At 33.0% G+C, this 17438-nt stretch carries 17 protein-coding genes and 1 pseudogene; 7 read left to right on the forward strand and 11 right to left on the reverse strand.

The features are described 5' to 3' along the window. The first annotated feature begins 200 nt into the window (after positions 1 to 200). Positions 201 to 953, forward strand: coding sequence for a LytR/AlgR family response regulator transcription factor (locus C8E03_RS16715; RefSeq protein WP_110291650.1), 753 nt, complete (start codon positions 201 to 203; stop codon positions 951 to 953). 2 nt (positions 954 to 955) lie between these two features. After that, positions 956 to 2287 (forward strand): sensor histidine kinase, encoded by a 1332-nt coding sequence (locus C8E03_RS16720; protein ID WP_110291651.1) that lies wholly within the window; start codon positions 956 to 958, stop codon positions 2285 to 2287. A gap of 14 nt (positions 2288 to 2301) precedes the next feature. Here C8E03_RS16720 and C8E03_RS16725 read toward each other — a convergent pair whose 3' ends face one another. From C8E03_RS16725 to C8E03_RS16745, 5 genes are all read right to left on the reverse strand, one after another. Then, positions 2302 to 3636, reverse strand: coding sequence for a diguanylate cyclase (locus C8E03_RS16725; RefSeq protein WP_110291652.1), 1335 nt, complete (start codon positions 3634 to 3636; stop codon positions 2302 to 2304). A 217-nt stretch (positions 3637 to 3853) separates the two neighbouring features. Then, the gene (locus tag C8E03_RS16730; protein ID WP_170123037.1) at positions 3854 to 4879 is read right to left on the reverse strand and encodes a patatin-like phospholipase family protein; all 1026 of its coding nucleotides are present in this window, start codon (positions 4877 to 4879) and stop codon (positions 3854 to 3856) included. Positions 4880 to 5077: 198 nt separating this feature from the next. Then, positions 5078 to 6829, reverse strand: coding sequence for an aspartate--tRNA ligase (gene aspS, locus C8E03_RS16735; protein WP_110291654.1), 1752 nt, complete (start codon positions 6827 to 6829; stop codon positions 5078 to 5080). Between the two features lie 594 nt (positions 6830 to 7423). After that, positions 7424 to 8005: a manganese efflux pump gene (locus C8E03_RS16740; protein ID WP_094378263.1), complete on the reverse strand. Its 582-nt coding sequence runs from the start codon at positions 8003 to 8005 to the stop codon at positions 7424 to 7426. 68 nt (positions 8006 to 8073) lie between these two features. Next, positions 8074 to 9225: an ATP-binding protein gene (locus C8E03_RS16745; RefSeq protein ID WP_094378262.1), complete on the reverse strand. Its 1152-nt coding sequence runs from the start codon at positions 9223 to 9225 to the stop codon at positions 8074 to 8076. Between the two features lie 141 nt (positions 9226 to 9366). Here C8E03_RS16745 and C8E03_RS22970 point away from each other — a divergent pair. Further along, positions 9367 to 9681, forward strand: a pseudogene (locus tag C8E03_RS22970) (DUF6017 domain-containing protein); the annotation flags it as partial. A 185-nt stretch (positions 9682 to 9866) separates the two neighbouring features. Here the strand turns inward: C8E03_RS22970 and C8E03_RS16750 are convergent. Beyond that, positions 9867 to 10082: a helix-turn-helix domain-containing protein gene (locus C8E03_RS16750; RefSeq protein ID WP_201798248.1), complete on the reverse strand. Its 216-nt coding sequence runs from the start codon at positions 10080 to 10082 to the stop codon at positions 9867 to 9869. Positions 10083 to 10830: 748 nt separating this feature from the next. On the opposite strand from C8E03_RS16750, the gene C8E03_RS16755 reads away from it, so the two are divergent. The 4 genes from C8E03_RS16755 (at position 10831) to C8E03_RS16765 (ending at position 13093) form a co-directional block, all read left to right on the forward strand. Then, on the forward strand, positions 10831 to 11607 hold the full coding sequence (locus tag C8E03_RS16755) for a hypothetical protein (RefSeq protein WP_110291655.1): 777 nt from the start codon (positions 10831 to 10833) through the stop codon (positions 11605 to 11607). A gap of 858 nt (positions 11608 to 12465) precedes the next feature. Continuing rightward, the gene (locus C8E03_RS22060; protein ID WP_170123038.1) at positions 12466 to 12618 is read left to right on the forward strand and encodes a hypothetical protein; all 153 of its coding nucleotides are present in this window, start codon (positions 12466 to 12468) and stop codon (positions 12616 to 12618) included. Between the two features lie 15 nt (positions 12619 to 12633). Further along, a complete protein-coding gene (locus tag C8E03_RS16760; protein ID WP_110291656.1) occupies positions 12634 to 12822 on the forward strand; it encodes a helix-turn-helix domain-containing protein in 189 nt (62 codons plus the stop codon). A gap of 40 nt (positions 12823 to 12862) precedes the next feature. Beyond that, positions 12863 to 13093 carry a hypothetical protein gene (locus C8E03_RS16765; protein WP_094378353.1) on the forward strand — a complete coding sequence of 77 codons (231 nt, stop codon included), beginning with the start codon at positions 12863 to 12865 and terminating at the stop codon, positions 13091 to 13093. Here C8E03_RS16765 and C8E03_RS16770 read toward each other — a convergent pair. From C8E03_RS16770 to C8E03_RS16790, 5 genes are all read right to left on the reverse strand, one after another. Continuing rightward, the gene (locus tag C8E03_RS16770; protein WP_330410852.1) at positions 13090 to 13359 is read right to left on the reverse strand and encodes a hypothetical protein; all 270 of its coding nucleotides are present in this window, start codon (positions 13357 to 13359) and stop codon (positions 13090 to 13092) included. The two genes, C8E03_RS16765 and C8E03_RS16770, sit on opposite strands and share 4 nt — an antisense overlap. A 92-nt stretch (positions 13360 to 13451) precedes the next feature. Continuing rightward, the gene (locus C8E03_RS16775; RefSeq protein ID WP_110291657.1) at positions 13452 to 14279 is read right to left on the reverse strand and encodes a MetQ/NlpA family ABC transporter substrate-binding protein; all 828 of its coding nucleotides are present in this window, start codon (positions 14277 to 14279) and stop codon (positions 13452 to 13454) included. A 21-nt stretch (positions 14280 to 14300) separates the two neighbouring features. Next, entirely contained in the window at positions 14301 to 14969 is a 669-nt protein-coding gene (locus C8E03_RS16780; protein ID WP_094378355.1) for a methionine ABC transporter permease, read from the reverse strand. Continuing rightward, positions 14959 to 15960 carry a methionine ABC transporter ATP-binding protein gene (locus C8E03_RS16785; RefSeq protein ID WP_110291658.1) on the reverse strand — a complete coding sequence of 334 codons (1002 nt, stop codon included), beginning with the start codon at positions 15958 to 15960 and terminating at the stop codon, positions 14959 to 14961. The genes C8E03_RS16780 and C8E03_RS16785 overlap by 11 nt, the downstream gene beginning before the upstream one ends. A 524-nt stretch (positions 15961 to 16484) precedes the next feature. Further along, entirely contained in the window at positions 16485 to 17390 is a 906-nt protein-coding gene (locus C8E03_RS16790) for a LysR family transcriptional regulator (RefSeq protein WP_110291659.1), read from the reverse strand. Between the last annotated feature and the right edge of the window lie 48 nt (positions 17391 to 17438).

The raw sequence follows: 17438 nt of genomic DNA on the forward strand, positions 1-17438 counted from the left end.
ACAGTATAAAGCCAGAATGAAATATCATGATTATTCAGGCATAAACTCTAGTAATTTGCCACCATATAGCATTATAAATACTTTTAATCTTAATTTACTTCATGAACTATTTGTAATATTATGTTATAATTTACTCAAATTTGTTTTGTCTGTTTAAACGGTATTTTGTCGAATAAGCAAGTCAGAAAGATGGTGTAATTATGGTCAATGTATTTTTATGTGATGATGATGATAAAGCGTTAGATAAATATAGAAATCTTTTACAAGAAATAGCAGAAAAACATCACGAATCCACTTTCTTCTCAATGTTTCGAAGCGGAGAAGAATTGCTCTTTTATTTATCTGAGTCCCCTAACAGCTGTGACATTCTTTATTTGGATATACTTTTGAAAACAATAAATGGTATAGACGTTGCAAAACGATTGAGAGCACATGGTTGTAAAGCAGAAATAATTTTTTTAACCACGAGCGAAGATTATGTTTATGATGCCTTTGATATTTCTCCAATTCAATACTTATTGAAAGATTCTACCTCTATGGAAAGACATGAACAAATTTTTCTTCGCGCACTTTCTATGGTGAAGAAAAAAGAAACGGAAATGTTTTTATATGAGGCCTGTGGCATACTTCAAATGATTCCTTTACGAGATATTGCTTTTTTTGAAATCAGCAAACGAATTATAACGATACATTATAATAGTAAAGAAATCAAACAGTTTTATGGAACCTTAGAAATGCTTGAAGAACAATTGATAAATCGGGATTTTGTACGTGTCCACCGTTCTTATTTGTTACAACTTTCCTATATAACTAAGTTTGAGAAACAATGCATATTATTAAAAACCGGTGATTATATACCAATCGGGATAACCTACCAAAAAGAGGTTAAGAGGAATTTTTTTCAATATATTTCAAAGACAAATATGTATTACTCAGGAAGCTTTGGGAGGTAATCATGATACAGTTAATTTTGACTGTTCTAATAACGCTTTCTTATTGTTCACTTTTTTTATATGATTTTAAAATTTTATTTACATCAAGGTATAAACACTTTATTTGTTATTCTGCATTTATATTATTATGCATTAGCTCCACACTCGCAACGATATATTTTAATTTATATCGAACCGGCATATTTTTAATTATGGGAGTAGTTATGATGGGCTTTCTTGCTTTATTTTATATTAATAAAATAAATGCTTTATATCTTGCCACATTATACATGTTCTCAATATATAGCAGCCGCGGGATTATCGTTTCCATATGTTCATTGATACTTTCAGAAACCATTCACGCATTATTAAAAAACCCTGCTTACTACTGCTTAATTTGGATCATCGCTTTCTTACACTCTGTTTTTCTAGATCGTAATATATTTAAAAAAATTGCACCAAACAGCAAATTAAAACAATTATCAAGAAACACAATTGAGTTGAAATTTATTACTACATCTCAATTTTTTTTGATGGTCTATCTTTTATTAATTGATGATGGACGTTTTCGTAATCTTAATACAAAATGGTTTAGCTTTCTATACCTTATTTCTTGTATTATGAGTAAATTTGTATTACTGTTTTTATCTAACCATGCCATTCACATATCAGCTTTACTAGAGCATGAGCTACATACCAATCAGTTAAGAGAACAGCTCAAGCGCCAGATGAGACATTATCAGTCCTACCAAAAATTCACGGAAAGTTTTCGTGCATTTAAACATGATAATAATAGTATGATGTCTTCCTTAAAAGTATTAATTATAAGCAACGAAAATGAAAAGGCCGTTGAACTAATCAACGAAATGCAGAATAGCCTGCATAATACTGTTATGGTTCATAAAATGTATTCAGATCATGTAATTGTTGATGCTATTATGCAAGATGCAGCCAATCTATGTGAAGAAGCTGAAATACATTTTTCTTGCATGCTTCACCTTCCCTCACAGCTTCCGCTATCCGATTTTAACATTGTTCGTGTAATAACTAATGTATTAACGAATGCTATTGAAGCCTGTACTAAACTAGATACTTCGAAGCGATTTATTGAAATTAAAAGCTGTTGTGTGAACAATTGGATTTCTATTGACATTACCAATAGTTTTAATGGCATGTTGACCTATTTTGGTGAAGAACTTGTAAGTTCAAAGCAAGATAAACTATCACATGGTCTAGGTATAAAAATTGTAAAGGAAATTATAGAAGACTTGGGTGGCTTTGTGCATATAGAGTCATCATCTGACAATACAGTATTTCATTTAAGCCTTCATATTCCTCAAATATCCGTCGAATAAACACAAGAATTTTCTTATAAATACTTATAAAAGCCGATATCCTCTGATATCATATGCCCAACCACAATATCAATTAGAAATTCAATTACTTTCAAAGGACATATTTGGTGATTGATCAATAAATTTTTTATTTCATCTGCTTCCTGTAAAATTAACTGGTGCATATGTTTATGTATCTCCAGCAGAGGATATTCTTTTTTTTCTAAAATGATTTCTTCGTTTGCAAAATGTATCTTTGTGCTTGCCAGTAATTGTTCAAACAAATTAAAAAAGGTATCTTCCCTACCATCTATTGACCATTCTTCAATCATTTTATTCATTAAAAAAACTAATTCTCTATGTTCGGTATTAATTTGATAATTTTTACAGTCAAAAATACTGCTCCAATTTATTTTAATTGGTAAAATATTTGAAAAGTTTACAGAAATCCTATTTCTTCCATCACTCTTAGCTCGATACATTGCTTCATCCGCTTTTTTCACCCAACTTTCATTGGTATCGCTGATACATTTTTCTGTCACTCCAATACTTACAGTAATGTGCTTTACATATTCAAAATCATAGTTTTCGATGATTTCTCTTGTTTTTTCCGCAAGTACGGCTGCATCGTATATATTTGTTTCAAACATAACTATAATAAATTCTTCGCCGCCCCAGCGAATGATACAGTCTTGTTTTCGAACGGAGGATGTAATTATATTTGCTAATTCAGACAATAAAATATCACCAACGTTATGACCTAATGTGTCATTTATATTTTTAAAATGATCAATATCCAGCATGAACAAGGATATGTTTTTACGATCTTGCTCATATTCATATACCTGAGGTAATATAACCTTATCAAAATAGTTTCTATTATACAGGCCTGTCAGTTTATCTGTCTTGGCCTCTAATTCAAGCTCTTGAATATTTAACTTTTCAGATTTTATTTCGCTCATAATTACACTAGTAAATATTACCGCTTCTACAGCGGTAATCAGATAGATGAAATTTTCCATAAAGCTTTGGACGCTTAAAATAGATAAACTTACTATAAAGTTTAGTACTCCAGAAATTTGTAGTAAAAAAAGCAACATAACTAATAAATACAGTGAATGTAACAGATATCTTTTTTCTTTCACAATCATATACATTATAAAGTTCATAAGAATCATAGTAAAAAGAATCGTCATATTTTGAAATTGAAATAAAAATATCTGCGGTTTTATTTGTTTCGCTGTTATTTCATTAATGATCTGTCCATTCTGACCGTAATTTCGGAATAGCTCAAAGCAAGCAAATAAAAAGGTAGCGAGTCCCAAAATCAAAATATATTTATCAAATTTAAACTTTTTATTAAATGCCATACTATTCTTCACAATCCTTTTATAAACTATTTTCAAATTCACTTTTTAATTTTAATTTTATTCCAAATTCTTTTGTTTGGGATACAAAATGTTCCCAATACAAACTTTTTTGTTCCAAAATTCATTCGATTTGATTATTTCTCTTACCCAAAATGAACTAAAACAGTGAATTCTATATATGTAAAATATGAGGATTAATAGGTTGAATCTCTACTATCTATTTTTTCATATATATTAAATTTCCTTGCTGGATTGGTTTTTGATAGCTTCTCTTCCACTGGTCATAATTCCATATATTTAAAAATTGGTTTGCAGCTTTCACACCATTATAAAATAATGCTTCGCTTTCTTCCTTACTAATTCCAAAATCTGTAGCACTTATATTTTTTGTTCTCCTATTTATCGTTATGTCAGTTGGTATGGTTACGGTTCTTTGAAAATCACCCTTTGAACTAGATATATACTGCTTATCCTTTGCATTCAAAGCTGTTGCTACCAAGGACATAACATAATCTACAATATTCATGTTAGTCTGATTCATTTTTCTTTCCTCTACATTCTTGTTCTGGTTCACAAACTTAAAGCCTACCGTCGAACATTGGCAGTTTGATTGTACATGGTCAAATAACCAGATGGGATAATTACTAAGTAACCCACCATCTACAATATAATGCTCCTTACCATTGCAATCTCTTAGTTTGTAAGGTTTATAGAAAATAGGTATGTTCATACTCATTCGCACAGCTTTTGCTATGCTAAAGGTATCTGGGTCAATACAAAAGTCAGGCAAATCATTTGGTAAAATCAAAAGCCTTTTATCCGTTAAATCAGATGCCGTGATTTGTAAGGTATAAGGTACATTCCCACATGGATATCTGTAATTTTTAATATCGCCAAAAAATACTTTATTTTTTTTCCTTAGTAAGTCGTTGAGCCATTTTTCAAAATAGTCAGAGCTATACATTCCGTAATTTTGTAGTACACTGATAACTTTTCCAACCGTTCCAAAACGAGTAAGGAATGATTCTTGCTTGAATTTCAGATAATTTAGTGTACTCATTTCCTTTTTTATTTCTTCACATTGATAACCTGCTGCAAGTAATGATGCTACAATGGCACCGGCTGAAGAACCGGCCAAGTTGATAAATTCATAGCCCTTTTGCTCAAATACACAAGCTGCACCAACATGCCCGATTCCACGGATTCCTCCCCCTTCAAATACAGCATTTATTTTTTTATTCAAAGATATTCACCCCAGCTTAGAATACGCAAAAAGGCTTGTACTTGTTACCTCTTGTAATTATATTTTAATGTCTTTTATCTTGCAATTGTTTAAATTTCACTCTCATGTCAATTAAAGCAGTCAGCTTTTAAATATCCTATTTTATAAAAAAAGATAACGATTCTTACATCGTTACCTTTTACTGTATTGCCTATATTATTACTGTCTTATTTTAATGTGAACCTCACGAAGCTGCATTTCTGAAACTTCATTTGGAGCTTGGCACATTAAATCCTGAGCATTACCATTCATTGGGAATGGAATAACTTCACGAATATTTTCTTCATTTCTTAAAAGCATAATCATTCGGTCTACACCGGGTGCCATTCCAGCATGTGGTGGTGCTCCATATTGGAATGCATTATATAGTGCTCCAAACTTCTGCTTTAAGTCCTCTTCTGTATAGCCTGCAATTTCAAAAGCCCTAACCATAATATCAAGATTGTGATTTCTTACTGCACCAGAGGATAATTCCACACCGTTGCATACAATATCGTACTGATAAGCAAGTATATCTTGTGGATCCTTTGTATTAAGGGCCTCTAAACCTCCTTGTGGCATGGAGAATGGATTGTGCGTAAATATTATCTGCTTTGCTTCCTTGTCATACTCAAACATCGGGAAATCATTTACGAAGCAGAAACGATATGCTTTCTTTTCTAATAAATCTAAGCGATTTCCAAGCTCGGTACGAAGCTGTCCGGCATAAAGTGCTGCACGCTCTTCTTTATCTGCAATAAAGAAAATGGTATCTCCTGCTTCTAGTCCTGCAATCTCGGCGATTTGATTTTTCATATCATCAGGGATAAATTTATCAATTGGTCCTTTGTAAGTCTTATCCTCGAGCACTTCCAAATATCCAAGACCTCCCATTCCGATTGAGGTTGCAAATTTAAGAAGCTTTTCATGAAAGCCCTTAGACATTTCTGCATGTACCTTAATGGCACGTATTGTTTTTCCGTGAAATGGCTTAAAGGTACATCTTTGGAAGAAGTCAGTTGCATCCACAATTCTCAGCGGATTTCGTAAATCAGGCTTGTCCGATCCGAATTCTAGCATTGCTTGCTTGTAACTGATGACCGGATATGGCGCGTTAGTTACTTCATAGCCTTCGGGAGCGAATTTCTCAAAGGCAGCAGTTAGTACTTCTTCTCCAGTGTGAAATACATCTTCTTGTGTTGCAAAACTCATCTCAAAGTCCAATTGATAAAATTCTCCAGGAGAACGGTCTGCTCTTGCATCCTCATCACGAAAACAAGGTGCGATCTGAAAGTATTTATCAAAGCCTGACACCATTAAAAGCTGCTTATATTGCTGTGGCGCCTGTGGAAGTGCATAGAATTTCCCCTTGAATTTACGAGATGGTACTATATAATCTCTGGCACCTTCCGGTGAGGATGCGCAAAGAATCGGAGTCTGAATTTCTAAAAATCCCATCTCTGTCATCTTTTGTCTCAAGAAACTGATTACTTGAGAACGGAAAATAATATTGTCTTTCACCTTTTTATTACGAAGGTCTAAGTACCGATGCTTTAAGCGTAAGTCTTCACGAATTTCCTTTGATGTCATGATTTCAAATGGAAGCTGCTTATAAACCTTTCCCAATACATTCACTGTATGTGCTTCTAATTCTATCGTCCCCGTAGGAATCTTCGGATTAAAAGTCTCCTCGTCACGAAGCTGAATCATTCCTTCGATTGAGATACAATCTTCTTTGTTGATTCCTTCCAATAAGTCGGTATCACGCATAACTACCTGCATCACACCGTACATATCTCTTAAATCAATAAACGAAACACCGCCGTGATCTCTGATATTTTCAACCCAGCCTGCAATTTTTAATGTCTGTTTGATATCACTCTCACTAATATGGTCCATTGTCTTGTTACGGTAAATATTTGACGTGTTCATAAATTCTCCTCCAAGTTAATGAATATTTCCTATTATTATAAAGTGCCTGCGGCACTTCTGCTCCCAGGCTCCTCATTGTTAAGGAGCGCAGGTATTTTCCAGCGCCGAATGCTGTCACGCAGTGACTTTTTCCACTTACATTCGTGTGCATTGTATTTTTATTTCATAGGAACTAATACTTTATACGTTACCAAAACAAGATCCTTCCTATGAAATAAAAAAACTGTTCATCCAAAACGAAACGTTCAGGACGAACAGTTAAATGTCCGCGGTACCACCTGATTTACTGATAAACAGTCACTCATTGGTTCTTACAAAAAACCTGCTGTTTCTCGCACAGTCTGCGGCTTACCTACTAATCTGAAAATTCAATCTTGTAATTCAACAAAATTGAATCCTAATGTTTGGCTTGCAGCTGTTAAAGTGTTATTCACGCAAATTCACTTTATGAAGTTCTCACTATCCCTCACTCACTGGAAACGATAATTTGCACTACTTCTCTTCGTCATCGCTATTTTCAAATTATATAATACTGCCATGAAGTTGTCAACGGCTATTACGCCTGTATTGCTATCTTTGGCTGATTTAATAGAATTAACTGCAAAAACCTAAAATTCCCAAGCAAAGCACAAGCAAAGCTGATATCACTTCAAGATATTTGGATATTTTGCCGGTGTGGATTAAATTTCCCAAAACACTCCCCCCCCGGATAAATATAAAGCTTGCAACTGCGCATAAAAATGAGGTCAAAAAGCTTGGCATTCCTGTAATTCCTGCACCAACTCCCATACCAATATTATTAATACAGAGCAGGATTCCAATTACTAAAGATTCTCTTAATTCGATTACACTTGAGTGGTCTGTATCTACAATTGCAGGATTCTCTGTCAAATCCTGTATTTTTCCTTTTTGGGGAAAAAAAGTACTTTTTAACATATAAACAGCAAGACCGATCAGTACAGCTCCACCTATCATATCAGACTGATGTGTAGAAAGAAATGAATTGATTAATCTTCCAAATTGCATGGATAAAAATGTTCCTATGCAGGTAACTAAAGCTATATAAAGATTAGATATATTATTAATTCTTATCTTTTTTAAACCATAATTAAAGCCTATGATAAAACTATCCGCTGTGGAGGCAAATATAATGATTATTAATTTGACAAGATACATTGAATCTCACCATACTTTTATTCAAAATCTATATTATGATAAAAGTAAGTAAAAGGTTATGTGACTTGTTAATCATTTTCATCCTGTAAAAAACTTTTGTCATAGTTTTCCAAAAAATGATGTTTTTCTCCATGTTCTTTATAGGCGATAACCGTACTCAAGTTTACATTTTCTACGCTTCTGAATATATTGCTCTCAATATAAGGATTGAATTTTTTTAGGTTTGCAATCAAATTCTTGATCTCTATTCGTTTTGAAACCGAGCTTTGATCGTCACGACAGGTCGTACATGTATCGGTAAAGCGACAGGCACATTGGATGAAATACAAATCATTATAATCTCTCCAACACTTAATGTCCTCCTCACGAATCAGATACATAGGACGTATCAGCTCCATACCCTCAAAATTCGTACTGTGAAGCTTTGGCATCATGGTTTGAATCTGTGCTCCATACAACATTCCCATTAATATCGTTTCTATGACATCATCATAGTGATGTCCCAGTGCAATCTTATTACATCCAAGCTCCTTTGCCTTGCTATAAAGATGTCCTCTTCTCATTCTGGCGCATAAATAGCAGGGAGATTTTTCAATTTCATACACTGCTTCAAAAATATTTGTTTCAAAAATAGTAATTGGTATATTCAAAAGCTTGGCATTTTTTTCAATCACCTGTCTGTTAGTTTCATTATAACCAGGATCCATGACCAAGAACTCTACCTCGAAAGAAAATTTGTTGTAGCGCTTAAGCTCCTGAAATAATTTAGCCATCAGCATAGAATCCTTACCGCCTGATATACAGACCGCAATTTTATCTCCCTCTTTTACAAGCTCATATTCCCTCACCGCTTTGGTAAATTTACTCATGATGTCCTTGTGAAATTTCTTTTGGATACTCTTTTCTATTTCCTCGCAGCGTTTGTCCTCCTTGAAGCTCTCAAGCAGCCATTTACCATAACCGCCCTCCAGATTATAAGCATCATAACCCCTTTTTGAAAGCTCCTTAGCGGCGTCACTACTGATGATACCTTTCATACAATAAAGAATTAATTTCTTATCCTTAGATAACTTATCAGATTCTAACAATTCATCCTGTTTTATATTGACAGCACCCGGTATAAAGCCATGAGAATAGGCAATGCTGTCTCTCATATCAATTAACTGATATTCCTCTTGTAACAATTTCATCTGTTCTATTGTAATATTTAATGTGCTCATTGTTCACTCCATCATTTACATTTATACATATATGCAATGATTATACTAAGAAAAGCATATTTACGCAATTCTTCTTTTTTATGGACGATGATATATTACGTTTACAAGAAAAATGATAGATGATATTTTGATTTTGAAGTATTAATAAATAATTATCCATATGAAAAAAATTCTTTTAATGCTATTTTAGAGTTGATACTAGAGATATTAAATAGTAATGCTAAAACTATTAGAATAAACAAAGAGGACAAGCCTATTGAAGTTGTAAAAAGCAGATTATTAAAGCTTAATTATTCGCATATTCAATATGTGCAATCAGAAATTTCTAACCAAACGGAGATTATTAAAAACAAGAGCGCTTATCTTATTAATAGCTTATACAATTCCTATACAAAAATGGACATTCACTTTACTAATTTAGTAAGGCACAATATGTATGAAAACGATAAAGAATAATATACATAGACCATCAACGAATCATGTTGATGGTTATTTTTATGGTTTTATCTTGGCTGAATAAGCAAAGCGTGTAAGCTCAAAAAACCACACGTCAAACGTGTGGTCATGATATTGGCTGCAACTTACTTCATCTCTAAGCCATTTAAGACAACTTATGTTTTTACCTTTCTTTTGTCTTTTATTTAAAGAAGAAAGTTACTATCGTCAATATATAAAATTATATCTTCTACGCTGCAATTCAAAATTTTACAAAATTGATCTATTGTATTTGTTGTGATAGGTAATCCTTTTCTCATACGATAAAGCGTGCCATTGCTGATATTAAACTTATTAATCAAGGCATATGTTGTTACGTTTTTATTTTTCAAGGTCTGCCAAAAAGGGTCATAGTTAATCATAATTTTTAATACCTCCTTGACAAAATTATGATTTATGACTATTATATTGTATATTGCTAATATATAAGCCATTGCTAATAATTTAGCCTTATTAGTTAGTAATATACATTAATTAATTCTCTTTTTATTCACCCCCCCTCTTTTTAAAAATAGAATCAATTAAATAATTCCTTTATAGGTTAAAAGAACTGCAAATGTATATTGCAGTTCTTTTATTGAAATTTTACTATTTAATTACGATAGATTTTCGTTACGTTGCTTGGAATTTGCTTATTATTCATTGCTAAAATGAAAAGTAAAGTGTTGTCTAATAAGTGAGAGTAGATCAGAGCAAGTAATACCACTAATCAGACCCGAAGAATTTGCAAATTTAAAATGACCTATTCTTTTAGCGTCTGGATTATATCCAATACAATTGGACTTAGCTTTTTGGGATATAGAAAAGTTTTAATTAATAAAAAGAGCCTATATTGCTCTTTTTATTAACTTTTTTCTATTGCTTACTATATTATAAATATTACTTATATGTTGACAAAATTAGTCAGCTAAGTATATAGTTATAATTATTTAAAATAATATGTTAGGAGGGAAAGTATGAAAATAAATATTAAAAAAATTATAATTTTAATAATATTAGTACTATTAATTTTTGTAGCATTTGTTTTTATAAATAATTATGCTGTGCGGATTACATAATTTTTTAATAAAAAACAAAATAAATAATTTATAAATAATGGAGGATATTAAATTGAAAAAATTTATATCATTTTTTTTAACAGTAATAATGATAAGCTTACCAGTTATACCAAGTATGGCTACAACAACTACTACAACTTTATCAAGAAACAAGAAAAATAGTATTGAAAAAATCATTACTAATACACCATATGAACAAAGGGAAGACAGTCTTAAAAATTTATTAAATTCAACCAATAAAACAGCAAACATTACTTCTTCACTTAAAAGTAATACAAGTAATGTTAATGAAGAAGATATTACTTATATTGAAGCTCAGGTAGATGAAGTTGTTGATATTGATGAAGATACTTCTATTGTGTTTTTTGCATCAGGTGATTTTCTTGTATATGATACTGTAAATACTGTAGATGTGCCTGTTATGTCAAATATGTGTGCTGCAAATTCTATAAATGCTAATAAAAAAGCTTCGTCAAATACTTCAACTGTAAAGTCAGTAGCTTCAGCATATAATGTATTAGGTTATGTTGTATTAGAAGTATGGGCGGAAGGATATTTCTCTTATAATGGTTCTTCTACACCAACTCCGTACATGGTAGATTATGATTATGCGAAATATGGTGTTTTAAATGCATGGAACGTAGATAATTGGAAAGGTAGCACTAGTACCAATGATTCTAATAAAACTGCACAATTTAAAGCTTCTGGTACATTTGGATGGGGACTTACATGGCAAGACAACCATTGGAACATGCAAACTTATACCATAACAGTTGGGTATAAATGTACTAAAGCAGGAAAAACTCAAAGTATAAAAAGTGGAATCTAATATTTCTAAACTAACAACTCCGTAGAGTATACTCTAATTATGCAATTCAACAAATTGCCCTCTTTCTCAACTTAAAGTTTTGTTACTTTTGTACAAAAGTAACTCAATATTAGTTATGTACGACCCTATCGGGTCATACATAACTAATGTCACGCTCTCCGAGGGTCTGCAACACTTATGATGACTAAAATATTATTTTACAAAATTAGTTGTTTGCATTTATAGTTGTCTATGTTATAATTAATTTCAATTTTATGGATTTCTATAATTTAATATTTTATTTAGGAGGGAAAGTATGAAAATAAATATTAAAAAAATTATAATTTTTATAATATTAGTACTATTAATTTTTATTGCATTCGTTTTTTTAAATAATCATGTTGTACGGTTTACATGATTATAAAAAAAACAAATAGTAAATGATAAATAGGTAATTGAAAAATGTTTTTATCAGTTACTGTGGATAACTTTCCTCTATATAAGGAGAGAAAAAAGGTCATTATTCAGAATTGTTTCTGAATTGACATAGATCATCAGATTTTGGGCGTAATCCAATCTATCTTATCAAAAAATAAATTTCAATAATTTTTGTTAATTAATTTATATTACTTTATTACTTTTCTCAAAGCACTTATTTTATGCTATTTACAACAAGAATATATGTTCTCCCTATGGTACGACAGACCATTGCCTATGGTACGACAGACTATATAACTATATTCATTTAATTATATTCATTTGAACTACATTCAATCAATCTATCATGATAGAGTAGATTTGACTAATAACGCAATTATTTAAAAATGCAAATGCGTTGTCGATGATATAATACTTATAAAAATATTAGGAGTAGATATTGTGGCAGATAATAAAAAAAATATTGTATTAAGAGTAGAACCTGAATTTCACCAGAAAGTAAAATTATATGTAACAATGAACAATACTACGCTTCAAGAGTATATAGTGAGTTTGATTAAAGAAGATTTAGCAGCAAACAAAAAAGAAAAATAATGGAGGTAGTAGTAAATGGCTAGAAAGAAATTTCAGACAGCTACCGACCAAAGACATTTTGTAATGTTATATCATGACTTTTTAGAAAGTGATTTATTAAAGACTTCTTATGAAAAAATGCTTTTTATCGCACTAAAGAAGTTTGCAGATTCTAAAAATCAATGCTTTCCTAGCTTAAACAAGCTATCTGAAATTAGTTTATGAGCAAAAAAAGGTACAAACTACATTAAAGAAATTAGAAGAAATGGGAATTATATCTATTCAAAAGAGAAATAGAGCTGATGGTGGATATAGTAGTAACAATTATATTCTATATGATTTCCATGAAATGTGGGGAGCTGGCAACCAAGAAGAAGTGGCACAAGCAATAGAAAAAATTGACATACAAAAAGCTACAGAGCTATTGCAAAATAATGGATTCAAAGTAATAAAAAAAGAGAGCCTTGAAGAAGCTACCGACCAAAGTAATACTTAACCATGACTGGCGGTTGCATGAATGATACTTTCTTCTACACCATGCTCTCTCATAAGCTCTTGACTCTTGATGCAATGCTCGTTTGGATACTGTTCAAAATCCAAGTCATGTAACAGTCCTACGATGCCCCAGAATTCTTCTTCTTTTTCATAACCTAATTTACGTGCAAAATATTTCATGGTCTGTTCCACAACTTGTGCATGTTCTAAGTGAAATTCTTCCTTATTATATTGGTTTAAAAGGTTCCAAGCTTCTTCTTTGTTCATTTGATTCATCCTTTCCAATTTATATTGATTATGCTTGAATGAGGGTCTTCTTAAGCAATCCAGCATAAGAATACCCTCATATTATAATCAATTTAGAATACAGGCACAACTGCTCCATCGTAGTTATCTTGGATAAACTTACGTACTTCCTCACTTTGTAAGGCCTTAACAAGTGCCTGAATCTTTTCATCGTTTTCATGTCCTGCATTGACTGCAAGAATATTTGCATAGGTGCTTGCTGCCAGTGAGTCTGCACTTTCTACCGCCAATGCATCAGATACACTTAAGCCGCCTTGAATGGCATAGTTTCCATTGATACAAGCAATGTCCACATCACTCAATGCACGAGCGATCTGTGCTGCTTCTATTTCTTCTATTTCTAAATTAAGCGGATTCTCTTCAATGTCAAGTACCGTAGCTGTCAGTCCTGCATCTTTTTTAAGTGTAATCAATCCTTGCGCCTCTAATAATAAAAGGGCTCTTGCTTCATTTGATGTATCATTCGGGATTGCTACCTTTGCACCCTCTGCCAAGTCTGAAATACTGCTTGTTTTTCCTGCATAGATTCCAAATGGTTCAAAATGAATGGAGGCCGCTGATACCATATTGGTTTTATTTTCTTGGTTAAAATCATCCAGATATGGCTGATGCTGAAAATAATTTGCATCAAGTTCTCCATCATTTAAAGCCGTGTTTGGCAATACATAGTCATTGTATTCTACAATTTCCAAAGTATAACCTTCCTGTGCCAATACATCTTTTACTTGCTCTAATATCTCTGCATGAGGTGTAATTCCTGCTCCAACAACGATAGTTTTGTCATCACTTTCCTTACCCTCTGCTTTTGAGCAGCCTGCTAATCCAAAAGTGACTGTGATAATCGCTAATAATAAAATGATAGACGTTATTCTTTTTTTCATAATTTTCCTCTCCTTCTTGCTTTATGAATTTTTTATTCTCTTATCGGTCTTATTGGCAAGCTTCATTCCAATTTCCTGAAAGATTTGCACAATAATAACGAGTAAAGCCACCGTAATAAACATAATATTGGTTTGGTAACGGTAATAGCCATAATTAACCGCTATGGCACCAAGTCCACCGCCTCCGACAAAGCCTGCCATCGCAGAATAACCTAATATTGTAGTGATAGCAATGGTACAGCCAATCATTAAAGATGGTCTTGCCTCCGGCAAAAGCACGTTCCAAATAATCTGTAATGGACTAGATCCCATCGCCAACGCAGCTTCGATAACACCTGCATCTACCTCCTTTAGGGAGGATTGAACCATTCTTGCTATAAACGGGGCGGCTGCCACCACTAAAGGTACAATGGTTGCATTAGAACCAATCGTTGTTCCGACCACTGCTTTTGTAAACGGTAAAATCGCTACCAGTAATATGATAAAAGGAATGGAACGTGCTAAGTTGACAATGATACCTAATATCATATTAATCGGTTTACATTCCCATACTCCGTTTTTATCAGTGATGAACAAAATCACACCGACCGGTATTCCAAGTAAATATGAAAAAACGGTTGATAGTACTGTCATATATAGTGTTTCTTTTATGCCCTCTAAAAGTAATGGCAATAGCTGATTAAATTCCATTTACATCACTCTCCTCATAATTTATTCCAATTGAATCCAGGTAGTTTTTGACTCTTGCAATCGCTAACTCATCATCCGGAAGCTGCAATAACATTTGTCCAAAGGCCTTTCCGCCGACATCTTCTGTACTGGCTCCTAATATATTGACCATGGTCTGACATTTTAGTACAAGATTTGCAATAACGGGTTCAAACGAGGACTGCCCATCAAATGCAAGACGAACAATTCTTTTTCCCTGAAGACTTGCGATGCCTTTATTTTTGGGTAAAATCAGCTCCTGTGCAATTCTAGATTTCGGTGACAGGAATATATCCTTTACCTCACCCGTTTCAACTACACAACCCTGATCAAGAACTGCAACTTGATTACATATTTGCTCTACAACTTTCATTTCATGTGTGATTACTACTATCGTAACTCCCATGCTTTCATTTATGCTCTTTAGCAAATCCAGAATAGAACGTGTCGTATTAGGATCCAGCGCACTGGTAGCTTCATCGCATAACAATACCTGTGGGTCAGTCGCAAGTGCTCTTGCAATGGCAACTCTTTGTTTTTGCCCTCCTGAGAGCTGTGACGGATAATTGTTCATCCTATCCTCCAGTCCGACCAGCTTTAATAGCTTCTCAGCCTTTATCATAGCTTCCTTTTTGGAAACTCCCGCTATTTCAAGAGGATAGCAGACATTTCTTATTGCATTTCTTTGTTCAAGCAAATTAAATTGCTGAAAAATCATGCCTATTTTTTCTCTTTCTTTTCTTAGTTGTTTGGGGGGTAGAGCAGTTAATTCAATATTGTTTAGAAAAATTTTACCTTTCGTTGGCCTTTCTAACAGATTGATACAACGTACCAGAGTAGATTTTCCCGCCCCTGACAAACCGATAATTCCAAATATACTTCCATCCTCAATTGTCAGGTTGATATGTGAAACAGCCTTAATTTTATCTTTTGAAGTTTGAAAGGCTTTGCTTACATTCTCAATTCGTATCATCTTTTTCTCCTTCTTATCTATCATAATAGAGTATAGTTTATCATTTTATCGGAAAACCTGCATCTACTATTTTTCGACAGTGTACCTGTGGCACTTTAACTATCAATCCTCACTAATGAGGGCCGCAGGTACTTTTCGCGCCATATGCTGTTACGCAGTGACATTTTTCTCTTGCATTCGTGCGCATCTTCAGTAATCTTTTTTGTCTATTCTATAAAAAAAAACAGGCAGCTGATACGTTGCGCCTGTTTTCTCTGCTTATCTATTTAAGATTAAGTAGTCATAGGGAATATCTATCTCATATAGAAAACCGATTTAAGCGCACTTGGTGATGCATCATATAACACATGCATTTATTTAGACAACACATCATTTTGTTGCTCGTTTTTACTGTACGCATAATCGTTTTCTCCTTTTCATTTTAATATGTTACATTATATCAAACCTTTTTAGAATATACTAATACGTAAATTTAATAATCGGGTATAGGTAAAAACTATACCTAAAATTTTTTAATTTAAATCTTATAGAACAAATTTACTGTATTTTCTTAATTCTTCAATATAAATTTCACCTAAGCTGCTTATATTCGATCTCTTTCTCTTTATATAACCAATTCTCATTTTCTGACTTTCTAACAGTGGCACAGCCTTATAATCATCTCCGTTTAGCTCCTCACAAATTATTCCACAGCAAAGTGTATATCCATTTAATCCAACCATAAGATTAAGCATGGTTGCTCTGTCATCTGCCTTAATAATCCTCTTGTATTCATAGGTACTCAGCACTTCTTCTGAAAGATAAAAAGAATTGTTTTTTCCTTGCTCAAATGCCAGGCAAGGATACTCCTCAAGCTCTTTCATAGCAATTTGCTCCTGCTGTGCCAATGGATGCTCTCCCCATAGATATACATACGTGTCACATTGAAACAACTCTGTAAATTCAAGACTGTTTTCTCTTAATATCTTCTTCATTACCTGCTCATTAAAATCATTGAGATATAATACTCCTAATTCACTCTTGAAATTTTTAACATTTTCAATAACCTCATAGGTTTTTGTTTCATGTACCGCAAATTCGTATTCTTCCATTCCTGCCTTTTTTACCACCTCTACAAATGCTTTGACTGCAAAGGTATAATGCTGCATGGAAACGCTGAATTTCTTCTTTGACTTTTTCTCAATGTATTTATTCTCTAAAAGCTGGTACTGATCGGCTACCTGTCTTGCATAGCCTAGGAACTCCTCTCCTTCCGGCGTAATTACAATGCCACGGTTGGAACGGTAAAATATATCAATTCCGATTTCTGCTTCTAATTCTTTCATCGTTCCTGACAGACTCGGCTGAGAAATAAAGAGCCTCTTAGCCGCCTCATTCATCGAGCCACAGTCTGCAATCATAATTGCATATCTTAATTGTTGTAATGTCATAGATTCACCTCTTTCAAAATAAAAACTTTCCCCCACTCAATACTATAA

Source organism: Lachnotalea glycerini (genome assembly GCF_003201285.1).
Taxonomy (GTDB): Bacteria; Bacillota; Clostridia; order Lachnospirales; family Lachnospiraceae; genus Lachnotalea; species Lachnotalea glycerini.